The following is an 18,300-nucleotide window of genomic DNA, read 5'->3' as shown; positions in this document are numbered from 1 at the left end:
ATTTTAGACACTACCCGTGGCATTAGATCAATACCAAGAAGAAGAGGAAGAAGAAGGAGGAATGTCCTTTTTGGACCATTTAGAGTCATTACGCTGGCATTTGCTTCGTTCAGTAGCAGCTATTCTGATTTTATCCGTTGCGGCCTTTTTGGCCAAAAGCTTTGTATTCGGCGTCGTTATTCTTGGGCCCTCCAAGGTTGACTTTGTAACCTATAGATGGCTGTGTGAACTCAGTGATTATGTAGGACTGCCTGCACTTTGTATAGACGAGCTGCCGTTCACGATTCAAAGTAGGCAAATGACAGGTCAGTTTACCATGCACATGACTTCGAGTTTTGTGGTGGGATTCATTGCTTCGTTTCCATTCGTATTCTGGGAAGTATGGCGATTTATCAGTCCGGGATTATATGATCAGGAAAAGAATGCAGCAAGAGGAGCGGTCTTCTTTGTGAGTTTGTTGTTCTTCATGGGAGCTGGATTTGGATACTTTATCCTATCTCCTCTTTCGATCAATTTCCTTTCAAACTATCAACTTGATCCGTCGATTCTTAATGAATTTGACATCACATCTTATATTTCTACGCTGACGATGTTGGTCCTTGCATCAGCAATTATGTTCCAGCTTCCTGTAGTGGTTTATTTCTTGGCGATGTCAGGATTGGTGACTTCAGGAATGCTTAGATCATACCGAAGACACGCAATAGTCGTAATCTTGGTATTGTCAGCTATTATCACACCTCCGGATGTGATCAGCCAGATCTTGATTGCCATGCCGATACTGGTTTTGTATGAAGCTGGAATTCAAATTGCGAAGAGATTGGAAAAGAAGAGAGCGATTAAAAAAGCTAAGGAAGAGGTTAATGATGCGCTTTAAGGTAAGACGTTAGTAGTAAGACTTAAGAATCAAGAGATTGGAGAAAATAGATTGAGATGTAGTTGGAAACAAGGGGTTACTTCGGTCTCCTGTCTTCCCGCTTCGGTCTTTTGAAAAAAATACTTATGACAAAGAAAATAGCAATAGGAGGAGATCATGCAGGTTTTGAATACAAAGCCAAAATGATTAGCAAACTAGAATCTCTAGGTTACGAAGTAAAAGACTTCGGCCCTTTTTCCGACGCTTCGGTAGATTATCCTGATTACGTTCACCCCTTGAGTTTAGCTTTAGAAGCTGGTGAATATGACCTTGGGATCGTGATCTGTGGAAGTGGAAATGGTGTAGCAATTACCGCCAATAAGCATCAGGGAATCCGTGCTGCACTTTGCTGGAATGAGGAATTGGCGGCTTTGTCTAGGCAGCATAACAATGCAAATGTTTTGGCACTTCCAGCTCGATTTATCTCCTATGAACTGGCAGAAAAGCTAGCAGAGACTTTCCTTACTACCGAGTTCGAAGGCGGAAGACACCAGAATCGTGTGAGTAAAATTGCCTGTAGCTGATAGCTTGTCAGGTGTTTGATGTCGGGTGACCGATGCTAACAAAAAAGCCCATCTTGTGAGAACAGGATGGGCTTTTTTAATGGGCATGATTTGGAATCAAATGGAAGGTTATTTACCTGAATGAAATAATTACAAACTCACATTTCCATTAGAAACTTGACTTGCCAAGATCAGTGCATTATACAAGTTTGCTATTTTGCCGGATTTAGAAATTTCCGAAAAAGATTTTTCCTCCCCATCTGGCCCGCCTACCTGAACCTTGAGAGCAGGCGAAATTCCAGACTCTAGGATGATTTTCTTCACTTGAGCAGCACTCAAACTTGGGAAATATGATCTTATCATAGCAGCTAAACCAGTGACTGCCGGAGCTGCCATAGAAGTGCCTCCCTGAAATTCATAAGAATCATTAGGCATAGTGGAATAAATCTCGTCTCCGGGAGCAAAGATGTCCACATTCTCTTTTCCATAATTGGAAAATACCGCAATCATGTCTGATCCGTAAACTGACGTCAATGCTCCCACAGTAAGGTAGTTGTTGGCCAATTCTTTTGAGTTTGAGGCGGGTTGGTCATTCGGGAAGGTAAGGTTCTCCGGAGAGTCCAGATCAATCCCGTCATTCCCTGCAGCATGAACAAACAGGACATCCTTGGAAGCGGCATAGTTCAAGGCCTCATGTACCCATTCTGAATTTGGGGAAAACCCTTTTCCAAAACTGGCATTGATCACTTTAGCTCCGTTATCTGCAGCATATCGGATGGCGAGAGCAATATCTTTATCGTATTCATCTCCATTTGGGACAGCCCGAATAGACATGATTTTGACATTTTTTGCGACGCCATCTACCCCTTTTTTATTGTTACGAGTAGCGGCAATGATCCCTGCCACATGCGAACCATGACTTTCTTCCGGGTCTATGGCTGCTGGATTTCCATTGCCATAGTTAGTATCGGCAAAGTTATAAGGATCGTCTCCTACCGGAATACGTCCATTGAAGTCCACGTTCAAATTGTATTTGAGCTGTTCGCCATAATACTTGATTCCATCTTGCAGATCTTTGATAGCGAGGGGAACTTCCTGTCCCATACTAATTACCTGAGCGAGCATTCCGACTGTTCTCTCTTCTTGTGCATTTTTGGGCTGATAGCCTTCCAAGTCAGCAAGCGAATAGACTTCTTTACCCAAAGCTTTTTGCATATTTTGATCAGCCATGCTAATTAACTGGTCAATTTGCTTGAGTTGAGGTAGCGCTGATTTGGCTTCAGAAAACTTCTCATCTAATTTTGATTGGGCAGCTTGTTGGTAGGCTTCGTCTCCAATTTTTAATCGGATAATCCGAGCCATTTCCATTTGCTCGTTATAGGATTCTCCGAGGAAATTATAGCCATGGATATCATCAATATAGCCATTGCCGTCGTTATCGATTCCGTCTCCCGGCTTTTCTCCTAGATTCGTCCAAAGTACATTTTTGATGTCTTCATGATCCAAGTCAATCCCGGAATCAATAACCGCTACGATAACCTGCTCGCCTTTTCTCTTTTTCAGAAGTTCGGCATAGGCCCGATCTACGCTCATTCCCGGAATCGTGTCTTTTTGTAAATCTAAATGTCCCCAGTGTTTGGCTTCCTTTTCTGTCAGTTCAGCTAGTTTGGGACTGTTGCTTTGATAACTTATTGGCGGGGAAGTGATTAAGGAAGAGGAGTTACATCCCATTACCATCACGCCAATGCCTAACCCTGCCAACAGTTTGAAATTGAATTTAATCATAGGTAAATGTAACGCCAGCTTTTAAAAAAAAGAGGAATTTTAGCTGTTAAAAAAGGTGAAGTAAGGTAGGTTTTACTCGAATGGATGACTTGAACTGTCATTTTCAAATTTTAGCCTTTTGGATGGAAAGTGGACAAGTTTCCTCCGGTATTTGTTAAAGAAGTTTCTTAGTGTATCAAAAGAGTGAGCGTGAGGAAATTAAAAAAAACATGAAATCAGAGAGCCTTCCGCTGTGCTTTGCTGGAACGAAGAGCTTGCCGAACTTTCCTGTTAGCATAATAATGTAAATGTTCTTGCACTTCTTGCTCTATTTATCTCCTATGAGTTGGCGGAGACCTTAGATGAAACATTTCTTACTGCCGACTTCGAAGGTGGAAGACACCAGATTGTGTGAGTAAGGTTGCTTGAAACTTAAAAATGTTGACCGGTGACGGATTTCAGATGCAGGGTTCAAAAAGCACATCTTGTGAGATCACGATGGGGTTCTCAGTTTATAGAAGAGTCGATTAGTGAGATTCGCCAAAACGGGTGGACAGTATTTTTTTGAACCACATAATAAATATAGCCTATATCACACAACCCCGTTAATCATTGTCAATCATATGCAGCGAGCACTCAGATAAATCTCTCTGACCTTTGCAGTGTAATAACCATCCTATCGCATGAAACTCTTTGATCTAAATCTTGTTTTCTCAACTATGGAACCTTACGCAATCATCGACGAATCTTCTTTTCCAATTGTAAGAATTGTATTTACCGGAAGTAAAAGCACGGATCAGAACTTTCAATCCTACCTCGATCAAACCAAGGCTTGCTATAGGCACGAAAAAAACTTAGCGATAATATTCGATGCATCCAATGCATGTATTCCCAAGCTTTCCCATCAAAAGATGCAGGCAGATTGGTTGAAGGAAAATGAGGAACTGATGCAAACCTTTTGTGCTGGAACTGCCTATGTCATCCCTAACATAGCCATTCGCGGAATTCTAAAAATGATCTTTTCATTCCAAAAGCAACCTGTGCCCTACAAAATCTTTGAAGCTGAACCCGAAGCGCTGAGCTGGGTCAAGGGGCTTGAGTTGAAGTAAAGGCCGTGGGCCCTGCCCATAATCAAGAGAATCCAACACATTACCAGTTTTGGTCGAAAAGCTGTCTGCTGTAGGTAGAGACGACAATTGAGAAAATTAGGGTTCGCCATAACGGGTGTTTTCACCACAAAGCCACATAGCTAACATAGTTTTTACTTTTCATTTTACATCCATTGGGTCGAAAGATTTCGCACTTAAGATCCCAATTGAATATAATAGACCTTCTATTTTTTCCCAAAATACCGAATCAAATCACTTTCGGCAGCGAGATAGCCAAAAGATGAAAAGGCTTTTTCGTTCACCAGATCTTCCATTATTTGCTTAGCTAGGGCAGAATCTCCGTGGTATAAATACCAGTTGGCTACGCCATAGCGAACGGCATCATTGGAGGGGCTGCCTGCACCTTCCGTGATCAGCGAGTCCACCGGAATCCAGCCCTTATACAAATGACAAAGATCAGCATAGCTCTGGTTTTCGATTACTGTGGAGTCTCGATTGATGGGAGCTAAAAGGGAATCTGCTTTTGCAGAATTGCTGAGTCGCTGCTGGATCATATACAGCCAATGTGTACTGGAGACGATATTATCATAAAGATCGCCACTTTCGCGGCATTGGATATATGCTTCATACGCCTTTTCATACTGATGATCCAAGTAATAGGCTAGCCCGAGGTGATACCAAATATTACCATTCAGGGTACTTACGGGAATGTTTTGGGCATTGGGCATGCCATCTGGCTCCAATTCATTTTCAGTGCCCTCGATCAAAAGGGAGGCCTGTTCTAGGTCTTCAATTGCCTTTTTGTATTCCCGTAGACTTATGTAGCGATGTCCTCTATGCCTGTAGAGTCGAGCTTCGTTTGGAAATTTCTCAATCCCTTTGGAATAAATGGAAATAGCCTCTCGGTATTGCCCTAGATAGGCTGTGCGACGACCATACCAGATCAGCGCTTCTACATCTTCGGGATTTGCTTCGGAGGCTGTTTTTGCTTGTCGATATTGTGCCAAAGCTTTTTCGCTTGGCTCCGGGATCACATAGCTCACTCCCAGTGGAGTGGTAAATACGGAGTCCCGTTGGGAAATGCTTTCCATTTCTTTGGGTCTTTTTGGGCTACAAGACCAGGCAAAAAAAGTAAGAAGAAGAAGGGGTAGCACGCGCTTTTTCATTGGTTTTTGAGGAAGGCTGTTTAGTAAAAGTTTCGAGGCAGAAGCAGGTAACCTGATAGGGAAATTGGATTTCTATATTGGAAATTAAGGAAGATGTGTTGGATTTCTAATTCAAAAAATAGTGCAGTGGATTTAAATCCGACTGCTGTACGGATTACGGGTATTCCAGCATTTTAGTCCTAGTCGGGTTTTTTCTATTTAAGTAAAAGTAAAGCCCATCTTGCGAGAACAAGATGGGCTTTTTTGGTTGGGATAATAATTTATGGCTTGGCGAAGAAGCGTTGCCTTTGGCTAATGAAACCGAAGTAAAAAACTGTCTGCCAGGATTGAACGCCGCTTTTTCTGGATTTTATGCTTCATTTAAGCATGTCACCCCGTTTGCTTACAAAAGAATAACATAATGGGGAAATAGTGATAACATTACAAAAGATTGGCTATCACTGGAATTGCTTTGATTTTACGAGAACCGTTAAAGATTAGACGCTGTATTTTAAAACAGAAGTGATTAAACATACAAGGCTTACTACCACTTAATAAAACCTAACTATTGTATTCACGAAATACCCCATCCATGTCCAAAGTGAAAAGTGATTGATTTTTTAGCACTGGTGTTAGTCCGGAAGATATTGCTGGTTGGTATCTGTTATTGTCCTTAACGTTATAAACTTCTGATTGATATGCGAGTTTGAAGTCTCTTCTGTAAAAAATGAACAAACGACTGTTCATAGCAGAAAAAACAATCACTTGATTTGCAGTCAAAATGGGTTTAGTAAACAAGGATACATTTAAGTCCCTGGTAATTTGGTTGATATCTAAGTAGGAGGAGATATTGCCTGTTTTCGTTTCAATTTCATAATAAGCAGTAGCCGATACTGATGATATAATTCCATTTTCATACACCGACATGTTCGCAGCTGAAAAGCCTTTGAAAGCCTTCGACCAGATACTTTTTCCGGTTTGTGAGTCTATACAGAACAAGCGATCATTACAACCGAAAATTAGCTGATCATCTTGTAAAGCCATGACAGAATTGATACCCATAAAATACTTCATGTCTTCATTGAGCTGACTTTTAAGATCGAATGTCCAACATTCACGGCCGTTATTCTTATCATAAGCATGGATTAAAAATAATCCATCCTGAATAATCACTGTTTTATCGTTACCACAAGTTTTCACACAATAATTACTTAGGGTTGTCGTCCATATAGATTCTTTTGTGGCTAGATCAAACAGTCCGAACTTATTTATACCGGGATTGTAGGTGATTTGATTGCGGTACAAATATCCAGCAGTATCTAAACCTGTGCAAAAAATACTTGTCTCATCTATGATTATTTTTTGGTGAATGCTTATGGTATAAACCTTTCCGTGTAAGTAAACCAATACATGATCATCGGAAACGACTAATTGCAGGTCACTGTTATCGATTTTTTTTTTATTTGACGGTAATGAAATGGTACATGCTTCGGCAGATTTATATGAAAGAATAACTACTTCTTTTTTCGTGTTGGAATAAATGAGATAATCATCAGTGATCTTTGGGAGACCTACAACATCCTCCGCTATTATTTTATCGCTCAATGGGTAATTTAAATCTCTCGTCTGATACGGTAAAACCCGTTCATTAGTAAATAGAAGCTGTTTGTAATCTTGCATATTAATGAACGATAACCATATTTTGTATCAAGTCTAATATTTGCCTCCGCTCTGTGGCACTAATCCGTCTTATCGAGTTCAACCTCGTAGTAATTTCTGTTATTATCCCGGCATGTGATCCTAATCTTGATGAAAACACATAACGCATTGTACTCATATCACCCCCTAAAAGTCTAAAATCAAATACGATTTGGTCAATTAGTGAGGCCATATTTCTAAAGTCACCCCAATTTTTAAATTCAAATCTTAGTGTATTGGTAACCATATCATACCTTCTGATATTTCCGGCAATGGTTGCCATTTCTTCGAAATTACGTATCGAACGGATAAAATCATCACTTTGGGCTGCAATAAAATTCAAAGTGAACTCACCGCCAACAAACTTATTTCTTTGCGGATGGGCAAGTTCAGATAACAAACGTGATAAATTTGATCCTGGTGGAACGTGCTGGCTTACTTTTTCAAGATTTCGAGCCATGATGTTTAAAGCTCCTTCATCACCATTCGCCAAAACGTTTCTAAAAACCGCCTGCAATTGCGACCGAGAAGCAGTGCCCTCGGTAACCATTCTGCTCAAACCGGCCGAACGCTGTATTAAAACTTCTCCAAAAACCTCGTAAACATTTCGAGCACCAACCTGACCAGAATCAATTAGCGATTGATAGAATGCCCGATTAAAAGCGATTTCTCCTCCTGAAGCAGCATTTCCGCGGAGTAAACTAGCTAGATTAGAAGCTTCATTAGCAGATCTGGAAGCATCAACAATTACTCCCGAACCCTGAGGTAAATGTACCTCCCTGCCAACCAATGCCCGGCCTCGGCGCACATTTGTTAAAGCTCGTGCTTCATCTTCAGTAATAAACGTTAAGGTGCCGTTTGCCAATAATACCCATGGATTAATTTCTCCCCAGAGCTGAAACATTCGTCCTTCGTGGCTTAATTTAAACCTTCTAAACCGCACCCGTTCGTAAAGAGCTCTGGCCAATTGCCTCAAGTTTTTATATCCTGCTCCGAATCGTCTGCCAACGCCGGCCATCACTACCCGGCCACGTCTTACATAGCCACGAGCGGCCGTTCTTAATATGGATCCTGCCTGCCTTACTTCTCCGCGTACTAACGCTCGTCCTGCACGGCCAACCGCTCTGGCACCTCTGGCTACTCCTCTTCCTACAGCTCTTCCCGTTCCTGAAGCAATTCGCCAGGCAGACTGGAGTCCACGTTGCGTAGAGCGAACGGTATCACCGAGCCCAAAAGTTAGTGCCATCACGAGTTCAATAGCCAGCACCGCCATTGCATTTGCAAAATTTCTTGCTGCCGCAGTTATTTGACCCAGTAATGAATTAACACCAAATTGTGCAATCGAGGCGACTGCCTTCACGGCTGCTACTCCCATCATAATAGCGCCAATAACTTCGAATGCTATGGTAACCGTTCCTCCAGATACAATTTCCAGGGCTATTAAGGCAATAATGGCCAGGATGGCTGAAGGCACCACCCAATGCCAATTACAACGGAACCATTTTTTTACAGAGTTCCACATTTGGCTGCGCATGTATTGGGCTCTTTGCCTTTCGGTAAGCGGACCAATTTTTAACTCATCAGGAATTTGACCACCTGTATCAGGTTGATTACTTTCTTCACAGGCCGCTGTTGCTGAACTTTCATCTGAAGTACGAATCATTTCGCCAAGTTGCTGTTCTGTCAGTTCCTCCTGAGTTAATGGCCGTGCGGGCTCAACTGGTGCGGTTGCGCTTAGTGCGGTAGTCGCTGCAAAATCAGCACTTGGAGCCGTTTCAGGTTCCGATTCTTCGGTAGAAGTAAGATCACCCAGCAAGGCACGGATAGTACGGTTTCCATCATGTGCCTGATCATCCATGATAATTTCCCCGTTCGGAGATGCTAAAAGTTGTTGCTGAACTTCGGGTTCCAAATGCAGCATACCTACTTCTTCTACTTCAATGTCTGATGATGAATATGTAGATCTTGAAAGAAGATCGGCGGTAGCACCATCCGTACCAGCTTCTGCCAATGCCGGAACCTGCTCACTTAGTGTACTACTGTTTTCAAAGGGTAACGCTTGAGTACCATTAATTCCTAGAAGCTCAGCTTGTAATTCCAAGTCAAGATATGTAGGGGATTGCCTTACCGCTTCAATCTGGTTGCTGATAAGTTCTAAATCTAGCTCAGAAACCATTTCTGCAATTCGGTTGCTCATACGTATTTTCTCTTCTTCGGCAGAATTCAACGCTACTTGAAGATGTTCAATAATGTGTTGCTTTGCCACCGGCCAGGATTCGCCGAACATTTTAAAATTAGGCATAGATCTTAGCACGCTAACCATGATGCCAATTACAAAATCAATAATTGGTGGTTTGAAGCAATCTGGCAGAATACGCCAAGCCCAAGCGGCTAAAACCGGTGGCAACAACCACGGATTGAGGGTCAGGATTGTAATTTTGGCTATAATGATAGCGTACGGACGAATAAACTCCCAAATGTCTCGAGCTACATTTATAATATGGTGACCTATTTCGGCAAGCCGTGCTCCAGCCCAATTTACAGCACGTGTAATGAGGTTTGCAAAGGTTTGAATGCCACTTCTAACAATCCTAAAAAGGGCAAACGCACCTATATTTTCGAGCAATCTAACAACGGGTGTCTGCAAGGATAATATAGTACTTGCAAGCCAGCTAAACGCACCAACTACCGAGTTTTTAAGCGATTCTATGGCACTTCCAATTACATCAAATACATGTTCTTTTAAATAATTGCGAAAGCGCACAAAGACTTCGTTGTTCCAGTTTTCGCGAACCCATTGAACTCCTCGATAAATAGCGTATGCGCCAGCCCCAATTGCCACTATTGGCCCTAGCGGCGAAAGCATTACTAAAATTCCCCCTATAATCATTAAGGGGGTTTTAATCGGTTCAATAACGTCCATTAACCAATTCCAGGCTTGTTGAGCTTTATTTTTTAACCAATCTAAAACAGAGCCTCCTGCTCGCCATGCAATACCAAATTGCCTCATCAGCCAGTTCCATGCCCGGGCAACAGCATTACGGATAGGAGCTATTAAATCCCATAACCAGGCTGCGGTGCGGGTAATCCAATCCCAAACTGTTCCGGCAAATGACTTAATCGCATCCCAAATAGGTAGAGCGAAATTATTCCAGAAAGAGGAGAGTAGTCCACCAACACGCCTAAAAAAGGCTACAATCCGTTGTAACGCAGCACCACCAAGTGCCCTGATAAAATCCAACACCTTACGAGCTAAAATCGCAAATGCATTGCATCCACCTTCTACAGCTCCGGTTACGGTTTCGATAATACTACTTATAAAATCTTCCAAAACGCCCTGTAGACCTTCAGCCTGTAGTCTGCTAAACAAACCACCGGTAGCGGCATCAACGGCTCTTGCAAGTGAATCTTTAATATTCTGAATGATATCTCCACGTAGGAAATCGATTAAACCTGGAGCAATTCGATTAATGATGCTTTCCGCTTGATCTTCTACCCATTCAACTGCATGAGAAATGGCATTTCCAGCCGCATCATATACAGTCGTAGCAGCACCTCCAATGGCCGAGACCGCTCTTCCGCCTGTGGCATCCCAGGCATCACCTAAAACACCTCGTTGAATGATTGTAGGTGATTTCAAAGGTGCTTTTACGAGCTCATTTGCATATTGGTTATTAGCTGGTTTAGAAGCCGGAATTAAAAAGTTGCGGTGTGATTCTTTTCGTTGTATTTTTTCGTCCTGCTCACAGCCAGCGCATTTTCTTTGGATGAATGTGTATTCTGGATTTTGTTTTATTCGAACATCCGTTATCCGGGAGTTGGATTGAACAACATCGGTTGAGAAATCAGTAGTGACTTCCGCTTTGGTTTGAACACGTTGTGTGGTCGTAGCACCTGTAAATCCTTGCGGATCATCAGGAGGCGCACTAGCATCCAGGCTATTATGAAAGTTTTTAGTTTGACTGAAAAGCTTTTTCGGTTGAATTTCATTCTCTGCTGTGGTTTTCGATTCGGACGGTGTAACAGTATTTTGTGTTTGAAATTTCCGTTGAATGAATGATTGACCAAGGTTGACGTGCTTTTCAGAAGTATCTTTCGATAGGGATTTCTTTTTAACAGCACTTCCTCCTTGTTGTAAAGTATGGGTCAATTCATGAGCCAATAATTGTTTTCCTTCGGATGTATTCGGCGAAAAATTACCTTGATTAAAATATATATGGTTGCTTACCGTAAACGCTTTGGCATTTAAATCACGAGACATGGTAGTTGCATCGTTCCCTGAATGTATCCTAACATCCGAAAAATCATAACCAAATCTGGTTTCCATAAAGGTTTTAGTTTGATCAGGAATTTGGCTACCACCACTTTTTGAAGCATTTATTAAATTACTAGTGCTTTCACTGGCAATTCCCGTTGTAGTCGCTTCACTTTTTCGCTGAATTAAGTACGGATTCGAGGGGTCCCAAAAAGGGCGTATCGTGCCAAAAAGATTATCCAAATCAAAACGAATAATAGTAGGACTTAAAATTTTGGAAGAGGTGCCTAACTCACGATCCGTACGCTCCCACCAGGTAGAATAGTCTCGCTGTAAAGAAGAGTCTATGGCCATCGGCACCAACATGTTAGAGAAGAAAATGGCATGGGGGGGTGTGGCACCTATAGATCGGAAAAACCCAAAGGAATAATTCCAATGTGCTTCAATTGCCCGGGCATCCGAACTCGTTAATTGACCAACACCACGATTAGAAAACGGGCGATTCATGGCAAACCAATCAATCTTTGCAGTTGGCGAACCTCCTGTAGTAGAGTCTGGCACTGTAAGCGGCGGAACCCCTAATGATAAACCGTTGGTAGGAAAAAGTCTGACGGGGGGTAGTGAAGGCTGGCGAAGTTGCAGATCTTCAGGCCGGATTAAGTGAAAGGGAAGTGGTGTGGGTGGTGCACTTTCTGGGGTTTGCTCCGTGGCTTCTTCACGCTGTACTTTCTGTTCGGCAACAGTTATTTCTTTTTTGTGGATTTTTTCATCTTCCGCACAGTTTGCACATTTACGCTGAATGAACGAGTTTTCCGGCATTCGCATGATGCTTGCAGCGGTATCATCTGCTTCTTTTTCGAGCGGATCATCCGGCGATCCTACAGTTAACTTTGTTTGGAAAAATAAACCGGTAGAAGCGTCCGCAGGTAAAAAATCTGTTTGCTGCAAACTTTGTTGCTGAGCCGAGGCGGCTGAACTAACAGCAGGTTCTGAAACAACAGCTTCTTTCACTTTTGAGTAGGATTAATGAGAATATCCCGCCAAGGGGATCATTAAAGGAGAAGGAATTGAATTATATTTTGGGGATCTTAAAATGTTTTCAGGGACATCTTTTTTTGATGAATAGGCCAAAAAGGATATCTTTAAAATCGTTAACTAAATAGAAAGTGAAAAAAAATGGAAGATTAATCTGGAGTTTGTCCACTTACACAATGGATATATCTGGCCCAAGCATCGGCCACTAACCAATTATCCGCTGTTGAAGCACCACAATCAAAAAGAATGAAATAGCTTTCTCCACTTGCTTCTCCAATTCCAGCAGCGTGTGCAGCTTCATGAATTAATGTTCTGGTTTGCTGTTCAGGGCTTTGCGTGAAGAATCGGTTACATAAATGTATAGGCAATCGGTTTCCGGTAACGTATGCCTCCCAGCCCATTTCGCCGGTACACTGACTAATTTCCGGCCCAATTTCTATGTTGCTATCAGAACTTAGCTTAGTCATCATAGAGCCAACAATTTCTACAATTTGTTCAAAATTCACTATATCTGGAGCAATTAGACCCTGTACTCTGGCCATTTCTTCAGATTGGTTAAAGTGGGGTGACGTACCATTAATATTTAAATATGCCACGTTAACCCGATGAAAAGCACGAGCCCGGGCATTGCTTATGATGGTTCGCCGTTGTGCGGCCAGCGTTGCAGCGGGGGTTCTTTGCACCTGTCCCACTGTGCCTTGCCCTTGCTGAATAGTGTGTGTTAATTCATGAGCCAATAGTTTTCTTCCCTGTGCCGATGTGGGCTGATATTCGCCTTCATTAAAATATATATCCCGCCCTACGGTAAACGCCCGGGCATTTAAATCCCGGTTCATGTTAACAGATTCAGTGTCTGCATGTATTTTCACCTCACTAAAATCATTGCCGAAACGTTTGCTCATAAAACTATTTGTTTCGGCATCCATTCTATTTCCTCCACCTGCCGATGATGTTATAGCATCAGCAGTTGATTGATTTACCGCCGATCCTGTTCCGCTTTGGAGTGTAGACGCAATTCCATTAACTGATGCTTTCTTTTGCACCTTTTTTTCGGCTTCGCAATTAGCACATTTACGCTGAACGAAGGTTTGATGAGGCATTCGCATTACCTTGTCTGCCATGGCATCTGCTTCTTGCTCGAGAGTATCTTCGACGGCACCTACTGTTAATTTGGCTTGGATAGGTAAGCGATTCGCCGTTCTATTTAATAGATGATTTGTTTCCTGACCTTGTTCTGGGACACGGACACGAGAGTATCGTGCGTGTTCGGTAATAGCATCTGCTTTCATCTTTATATTTACAAAATATGTATGTTAATCCGAATGTAGTTTATCAGCTATATTTCTGTAGTTATATAAATTTTGAAAATACGTATATTCTTTTACCGATGCATATGATTTTCCTAACGATCCCTCGTAGTTACTTTCAAGGTGCGGTTGGTTATTTTTCCAGGTAACTGGCCAGCTTAAATTAACTTCGCCAGATTCGTTTTCCGCAGGCCAGTTTTCCCAACCTTTGAATGATTTTCTTGAAGTAACATTGCCACTTAACGGAATATCAAACAAGATCCTTAAAAGGATAAACAACTTGGATTGAATCTTATCACTATCAGGTTGGCTTGTGTATTTGTGTTCAATAATTTCCAGAAGTTGTATAACGTCGTGTTTTTCAACTCGCTGGATATAATTGGCGCATTGCAAATAAGCCTTCCATTCTTGTTCCGTAAAATCACCATTTCCCCAAGACGGTAGCTTCCCGATCAAATTCCTCATTTTTTCTTGTTCTGTAGTCATTACGGTTTAGACTCAACTTTGCTAAAGTGTTTACTTTCTTCTCCGCAACAATTCCACCAAGAACTTGCCCAACGGTTTGATGGCCCTTCGGTAGCTGCTCCAGAAAACCAGGATGGTTGTGTTGCGGTAGAAGTTAAATCGCCACTTAATGGTACTTTACCTGGTCCCCAGGCAGGATTGCCTACAGGAGCCACGCCATAATCGCCTAAATCTCCGGTTACTGCTTTTGTAAAAAATTTAATAGTTCCCAATGAGGTTTGTGTGCCACTGGTATTTGGTTGGCCAGGTCGGGTGCTCCCATCTGTCCAAGCGTCCCGGACAGTTGTCCAATCAAGTTTATCACCTTTTTTTACTTTCCATGCCTCCCAGAATTCTAATTTGGGTGCTAATTCAGTGTAACTTATATCAGAGGGGCAAGCTGCCATCGTTTCTAATGATCTGATATGCTGTACTAAGTAACCGTCATCTGGTGCGGCATTGCTTAGTGCAAATACCCACTGAACATTGCGTTCGCCACAAGAGCCTTTACTGAAAGTATGCAATGAAAGATCTAGTTTTTGTACTCTCATTGCCTTATTTCTTTGTTGTATTGTATGGGTTAACTCATGTGCCAATAAATGTTTGCCATTTTCGGAGGCTGGATTATATTTGTTTTGGTTAAAGTAAATATCTTTTCCTATTGTAAATGCTTTTGCATGTAGATCATTACTTAACTGGGCGGACCGGCTATCGTTGTGAATTTTTACATCATTGAAATTATGCCCAAACCGCTCACTCATGAAGTTGTTTGTATGCTTATCAAGTCGTGATCCTGATCCTAAAGTAGCCTTAATGGAACTGGCGGAGGCTTCATTAACGGAAAAATTGCCATCCCCCTTTGCCTGAATTTGAGGTGTTATCGAATCGGTTAAGCGAGTTCTATGTACTTGATCTTCCTTTTCGCATTCGTGACACTTTCTTTGGATAAAGGAATTTTCAGGCATTCGCATAACCTGATTTGCCATATTATCTGCTTCTTCTTCGAGCGGATCATCCTTAGAGCCAACAGTTAGTTTTGTTTGTATAGTAAAAGGAGATGGAGATTCATCAGTTTTCAAAGGATCTTTTGACATGGAAGTCCTTATATCACTAGTTGTTGATGTTGCTGTTTTATCTCCAGAGGATGCAAATACAAGCTTTGGCATAATATTGATTTTTTAGTGAAAAGGTTCATCCCCCTCGACACCGATTAAAAAATGGAGGGAGCTAGATTGTTATACCGTTTTTCCTTCTTTTCTCAATTCTTTTCTAATTCCGGTCAGAATATCAGACTGGCGTATCACGCTTTCTTTTCGACTGATTGCCATTAGGGATGCATATCGAACTACGTTGATAATAGAACCTCCTGCAAGTTCATATTTTTCAGCTATGGCCGTAAGGTCTAAATCGACTGCTAGTTGTGATTGATCACTAAATGTATTTCGCCATAATTTTAAACGTCCTTCGGCTTTTGGTACAGGGAAATGAATAACAGATTGAAGCCGTCGGCCAAACGCTTCATCCACGTTGCTCCTCATATTGGATGATAAAATTACCAGGCCGTTGTAATCTTCAAGCCGTTGGAGGAGGTAAGCTATTTCTTGGTTGGCATATTTGTCATGTGCATCCGAAATCGATGTTCTCTTTCCAAAGAGGGCATCAGCTTCATCAAAAAATAAAATCCAATTTTTATGTTCAGCCTTTGCGAAAACCTTTTCTAAATTCTTTTCGGTTTCGCCAATGTATTTAGAAACCACCATAGAAAGATCCACCCGGTAAACATCCAAACCGGCATATTTGCCAAATAGGCCAGCCGTAAGTGTTTTACCTGTTCCGGGAGGGCCATGAAATAGCGCTTTGTAACCCGGTTTTAGTTGTTTTTTCATTCCCCACTCATTCATCAACTTGCTGCCATGTTCCAACCAAATTATGATGTCGTTTAGTTGATCCATGGTATGCTCTTCTACTACTAAATCTTGCCAATCAAGTGGAGAGGTGATTCTTTTAGCCGGAAAATCCATGCTGAAGTTCGGCTTACGAAGTTTTCCTGCTGTAAATAAATCTACATACTCGTCGTTAATTAGAAGCTGACCGCAAAAAATAGGTTCATTGGCGGGAGATGGTGCCAGATATAAGATATTGTGAATTTTAAATAAATGTTCAGCATCAAATAATTGCTGGGCTTTAAAACGTTTGCCCAAATCATTGCCTGAAAGTAAAAATAAAGCTGTTTCTGCTGTGGGAATAAAGCCGCTATGTGCAGCACCTTTTAAGCCACCAAATTCCGTAAAACCTCGATTGGTAGTAGAATTTTGGATGAGAAAAACATCTAATATCTGCGGACTTACATGTGGTACTAATGCTAACATGAGTATTAGGCGCTCAGAAACAGACAGTTGGTAAAAGCTAACAAACTCTGCATAAATAGATTCTTCACTAAGTAATTGTGGTGCAGGGATTTCAAAAATTGAATTTACCTCGGCCTCTTGTCTATAGTGGAGTTTTAGACGAGTCTGAATAACTGTTTCAAACCAGCTGATTTCATCTAGTAGAGCTAGCGCATTTAAGTGATATGCTTCTCTTTTTATTGAAGGGATTTCGCTTACCATTCTACGTAGATTATTTCTTTTAGCCAAGGCAGTTTGATAGTTCCTATTCCCCATGGCAGGCGCTCTAAAAGTATATCCACTCCCATTTTTTCTACTTGTATTAACCAAAAATCTTCTTTAAAAGTTATTTTACCTTCCCGTTTAAGGAAAGTTTCTTGAAGAGATTCTGGACTGGCGCCCTTCAGGGCTGTCCAATAACCAACCACGGTTTGCAAAAGCAGTTTTGATTCTTTTATTTCTTGTTCTGATAGTTCTATTTCGCTTTCAATTACTTCGGTTGTTTCTATTCCGCATAAAATTTTATTAAGCGCCATTTCCCATTCTTTATAGTCGGCAGTGCCTTCTTGCAAATAGTATAGTAGTATGGATGCTTTAACTTTCGCTTCCTCGGATATAAATTGCCGAGCATCATTTACTAAACCTAAATTTTGGAAGTAAACTGGCAAAAACGGGTGTAAAAGAACCAAACCAGCATTTTCAATATATATCCCTTCAGGGTCTTCAAGATTAATAGACTTGCTTTTTTTTACTCTAGCAGGTAATTCTGGAAAAGGGTCCAACTTCTTTTCTAAAATAGAAAGTATATGTTCATCTAAGCCTTCTAAAAATTTTGCTTGGGGTTTTAAATCTTCAGGCGCTAAGGGGAAGCTTTGATTTAAACTAGCTAAAAATGATTTGATTCCGTTTTCCAGCTCTGGATTTAAAAGAAAAAATCGAATGAACTCCTGGTAAAATATCTTCACAGGAATATGGAAGTATTGGCTGATTTGGTTCTTCTGATTTAAAAGCAAAAACAAATTATTCCGAATACGATCATCTGCCTGCAACTCTACTAAACTTATTAGTAAGGTTTCATAAATTGTATTACTCAAATAATTGGATAGACGCTTTATAAGTTGGACTTCATGATAAGCGGAGAGCTTTTTAGATGCTGCGTAAATCTGTATTAAAAAGTTGCTTTGTTGTATTTCATCAAATCCTTTTAAAATTTCATCAGGCGTTTTCCTTTTGCTTTTTTTATACCACCAAGGATAAAAACCTTTTTCTAAAAAGTAAACTAGGGCAGCACTTTCCTGCGCACTGGCCGAACTGTATTGAATAGTTTCAGCCTCTTTTTCCGTAGCGTCTAATGGCGGTTCTGTATAACTAGTAGAAACGGTGGTAAGCTCGGGACTCTTTTCAAACTGTTTTCGCAATTCAATCAGCAGTTGTTGCTCTATTAGTTGATAAAAACGGTTCTGGAAATCATAAACAGAAATTACGCCCAAGTCAACCTTAATAGAATCAATGGCGATATACTGGTCTGGGTGCGTGGTTTGGGGAAAAATCCGTTCGTACATTTTTACCAATTCATCACTTACCTGCTCATTAATCGTTTGCTGGCAGTCAAACGCAAGTTTTTTATTACCCACCTTGATATTAATCTTTTGCTTGCGGATTATTACATCGCCACTCATT

Annotated in this window: 13 protein-coding genes and 1 pseudogene; 5 read left to right on the top strand and 9 right to left on the bottom strand. The window is 41.3% G+C overall.

Going from position 1 to position 18,300, the window contains the following annotated elements; genetic code table 11:
• Positions 1 to 16 precede the first annotated feature (16 nt).
• Positions 17 to 874 carry a twin-arginine translocase subunit TatC gene (tatC, locus tag BVH04_RS11980; RefSeq protein WP_086541706.1) on the top strand — a complete coding sequence of 286 codons (858 nt, stop codon included), beginning with the start codon at positions 17 to 19 and terminating at the stop codon, positions 872 to 874.
• Between the two features lie 125 nt (positions 875 to 999).
• A complete protein-coding gene (gene rpiB, locus BVH04_RS11975; RefSeq protein WP_086541705.1) occupies positions 1,000 to 1,437 on the top strand; it encodes a ribose 5-phosphate isomerase B in 438 nt (145 codons plus the stop codon).
• Positions 1,438 to 1,566: 129 nt separating this feature from the next.
• Here rpiB and BVH04_RS11970 read toward each other — a convergent pair whose 3' ends face one another.
• A complete protein-coding gene (locus BVH04_RS11970; protein ID WP_086541704.1) occupies positions 1,567 to 3,201 on the bottom strand; it encodes a S8 family peptidase in 1,635 nt (544 codons plus the stop codon).
• A 286-nt stretch (positions 3,202 to 3,487) separates the two neighbouring features.
• Between BVH04_RS11970 and BVH04_RS26115 the strand changes: the two are divergent.
• Both BVH04_RS26115 and BVH04_RS11960 read left to right on the top strand, forming a co-directional pair.
• A pseudogene (locus BVH04_RS26115) lies at positions 3,488 to 3,595 on the top strand (ribose-5-phosphate isomerase); the annotation flags it as partial.
• Between the two features lie 268 nt (positions 3,596 to 3,863).
• The gene (locus tag BVH04_RS11960; protein ID WP_240510909.1) at positions 3,864 to 4,289 is read left to right on the top strand and encodes an STAS/SEC14 domain-containing protein; all 426 of its coding nucleotides are present in this window, start codon (positions 3,864 to 3,866) and stop codon (positions 4,287 to 4,289) included.
• Positions 4,290 to 4,513: 224 nt separating this feature from the next.
• On the opposite strand, the gene BVH04_RS11955 is transcribed toward BVH04_RS11960, so the two are convergent.
• Complete coding sequence (locus BVH04_RS11955) at positions 4,514 to 5,455, bottom strand: tetratricopeptide repeat protein (protein WP_086541703.1); 942 nt, start codon at positions 5,453 to 5,455, stop codon at positions 4,514 to 4,516.
• 233 nt (positions 5,456 to 5,688) lie between these two features.
• On the opposite strand from BVH04_RS11955, the gene BVH04_RS25455 reads away from it, so the two are divergent.
• Entirely contained in the window at positions 5,689 to 5,856 is a 168-nt protein-coding gene (locus BVH04_RS25455; RefSeq protein ID WP_169714419.1) for a hypothetical protein, read from the top strand.
• Positions 5,857 to 5,995: 139 nt separating this feature from the next.
• On the opposite strand, the gene BVH04_RS11950 is transcribed toward BVH04_RS25455, so the two are convergent.
• The 7 genes from BVH04_RS11950 to BVH04_RS11920 form a co-directional block, all read right to left on the bottom strand.
• A complete protein-coding gene (locus BVH04_RS11950) occupies positions 5,996 to 7,114 on the bottom strand; it encodes an outer membrane protein assembly factor BamB family protein (RefSeq protein ID WP_086541702.1) in 1,119 nt (372 codons plus the stop codon).
• 1 nt (position 7,115) lies between these two features.
• Complete coding sequence (locus BVH04_RS11945; RefSeq protein ID WP_086541701.1) at positions 7,116 to 12,398, bottom strand: eCIS core domain-containing protein; 5,283 nt, start codon at positions 12,396 to 12,398, stop codon at positions 7,116 to 7,118.
• Positions 12,399 to 12,571: 173 nt separating this feature from the next.
• A complete protein-coding gene (locus tag BVH04_RS11940) occupies positions 12,572 to 13,711 on the bottom strand; it encodes an eCIS core domain-containing protein (protein WP_086541700.1) in 1,140 nt (379 codons plus the stop codon).
• A 24-nt stretch (positions 13,712 to 13,735) separates the two neighbouring features.
• Positions 13,736 to 14,215, bottom strand: coding sequence for a hypothetical protein (locus BVH04_RS11935; protein ID WP_086541699.1), 480 nt, complete (start codon positions 14,213 to 14,215; stop codon positions 13,736 to 13,738).
• Entirely contained in the window at positions 14,215 to 15,399 is a 1,185-nt protein-coding gene (locus BVH04_RS11930; RefSeq protein WP_086541698.1) for an eCIS core domain-containing protein, read from the bottom strand. Before BVH04_RS11930 ends, BVH04_RS11935 begins: the two co-directional genes overlap by 1 nt.
• Positions 15,400 to 15,468: 69 nt before the next feature.
• Positions 15,469 to 16,842 (bottom strand): ATP-binding protein, encoded by a 1,374-nt coding sequence (locus tag BVH04_RS11925; RefSeq protein WP_086541697.1) that lies wholly within the window; start codon positions 16,840 to 16,842, stop codon positions 15,469 to 15,471.
• Complete coding sequence (locus BVH04_RS11920; RefSeq protein WP_086541696.1) at positions 16,836 to 18,299, bottom strand: contractile injection system tape measure protein; 1,464 nt, start codon at positions 18,297 to 18,299, stop codon at positions 16,836 to 16,838. Before BVH04_RS11920 ends, BVH04_RS11925 begins: the two co-directional genes overlap by 7 nt.
• Between the last annotated feature and the right edge of the window lies 1 nt (position 18,300).

The organism is Algoriphagus antarcticus (assembly GCF_002150685.1).
Lineage (GTDB): Bacteria > Bacteroidota > Bacteroidia > Cytophagales > Cyclobacteriaceae > Algoriphagus > Algoriphagus antarcticus.
This window is presented reverse-complemented; position numbering and strand designations above follow the sequence as displayed.

What these genes read in the sequence shown, in the direction of transcription:
- BVH04_RS11935 (WP_086541699.1), bottom strand. Translation starts at nt 14,215, where the DNA reads ATGACTACAGAACAAGAAAAAATGAGGAATTTGATCGGGAAGCTACCG.
- rpiB (WP_086541705.1), top strand. Translation starts at nt 1,000, where the DNA reads ATGACAAAGAAAATAGCAATAGGAGGAGATCATGCAGGTTTTGAATAC.
- BVH04_RS11930 (WP_086541698.1), bottom strand. Translation starts at nt 15,399, where the DNA reads ATGCCAAAGCTTGTATTTGCATCCTCTGGAGATAAAACAGCAACATCA.
- BVH04_RS11950 (WP_086541702.1), bottom strand. Translation starts at nt 7,114, where the DNA reads ATGCAAGATTACAAACAGCTTCTATTTACTAATGAACGGGTTTTACCG.
- BVH04_RS11920 (WP_086541696.1), bottom strand. Translation starts at nt 18,299, where the DNA reads ATGAGTGGCGATGTAATAATCCGCAAGCAAAAGATTAATATCAAGGTG.
- BVH04_RS11940 (WP_086541700.1), bottom strand. Translation starts at nt 13,711, where the DNA reads ATGAAAGCAGATGCTATTACCGAACACGCACGATACTCTCGTGTCCGT.
- BVH04_RS11925 (WP_086541697.1), bottom strand. Translation starts at nt 16,842, where the DNA reads ATGGTAAGCGAAATCCCTTCAATAAAAAGAGAAGCATATCACTTAAAT.
- BVH04_RS11970 (WP_086541704.1), bottom strand. Translation starts at nt 3,201, where the DNA reads ATGATTAAATTCAATTTCAAACTGTTGGCAGGGTTAGGCATTGGCGTG.
- BVH04_RS25455 (WP_169714419.1), top strand. Translation starts at nt 5,689, where the DNA reads ATGGGCTTTTTTGGTTGGGATAATAATTTATGGCTTGGCGAAGAAGCG.
- BVH04_RS11960 (WP_240510909.1), top strand. Translation starts at nt 3,864, where the DNA reads ATGAAACTCTTTGATCTAAATCTTGTTTTCTCAACTATGGAACCTTAC.
- BVH04_RS11955 (WP_086541703.1), bottom strand. Translation starts at nt 5,455, where the DNA reads ATGAAAAAGCGCGTGCTACCCCTTCTTCTTCTTACTTTTTTTGCCTGG.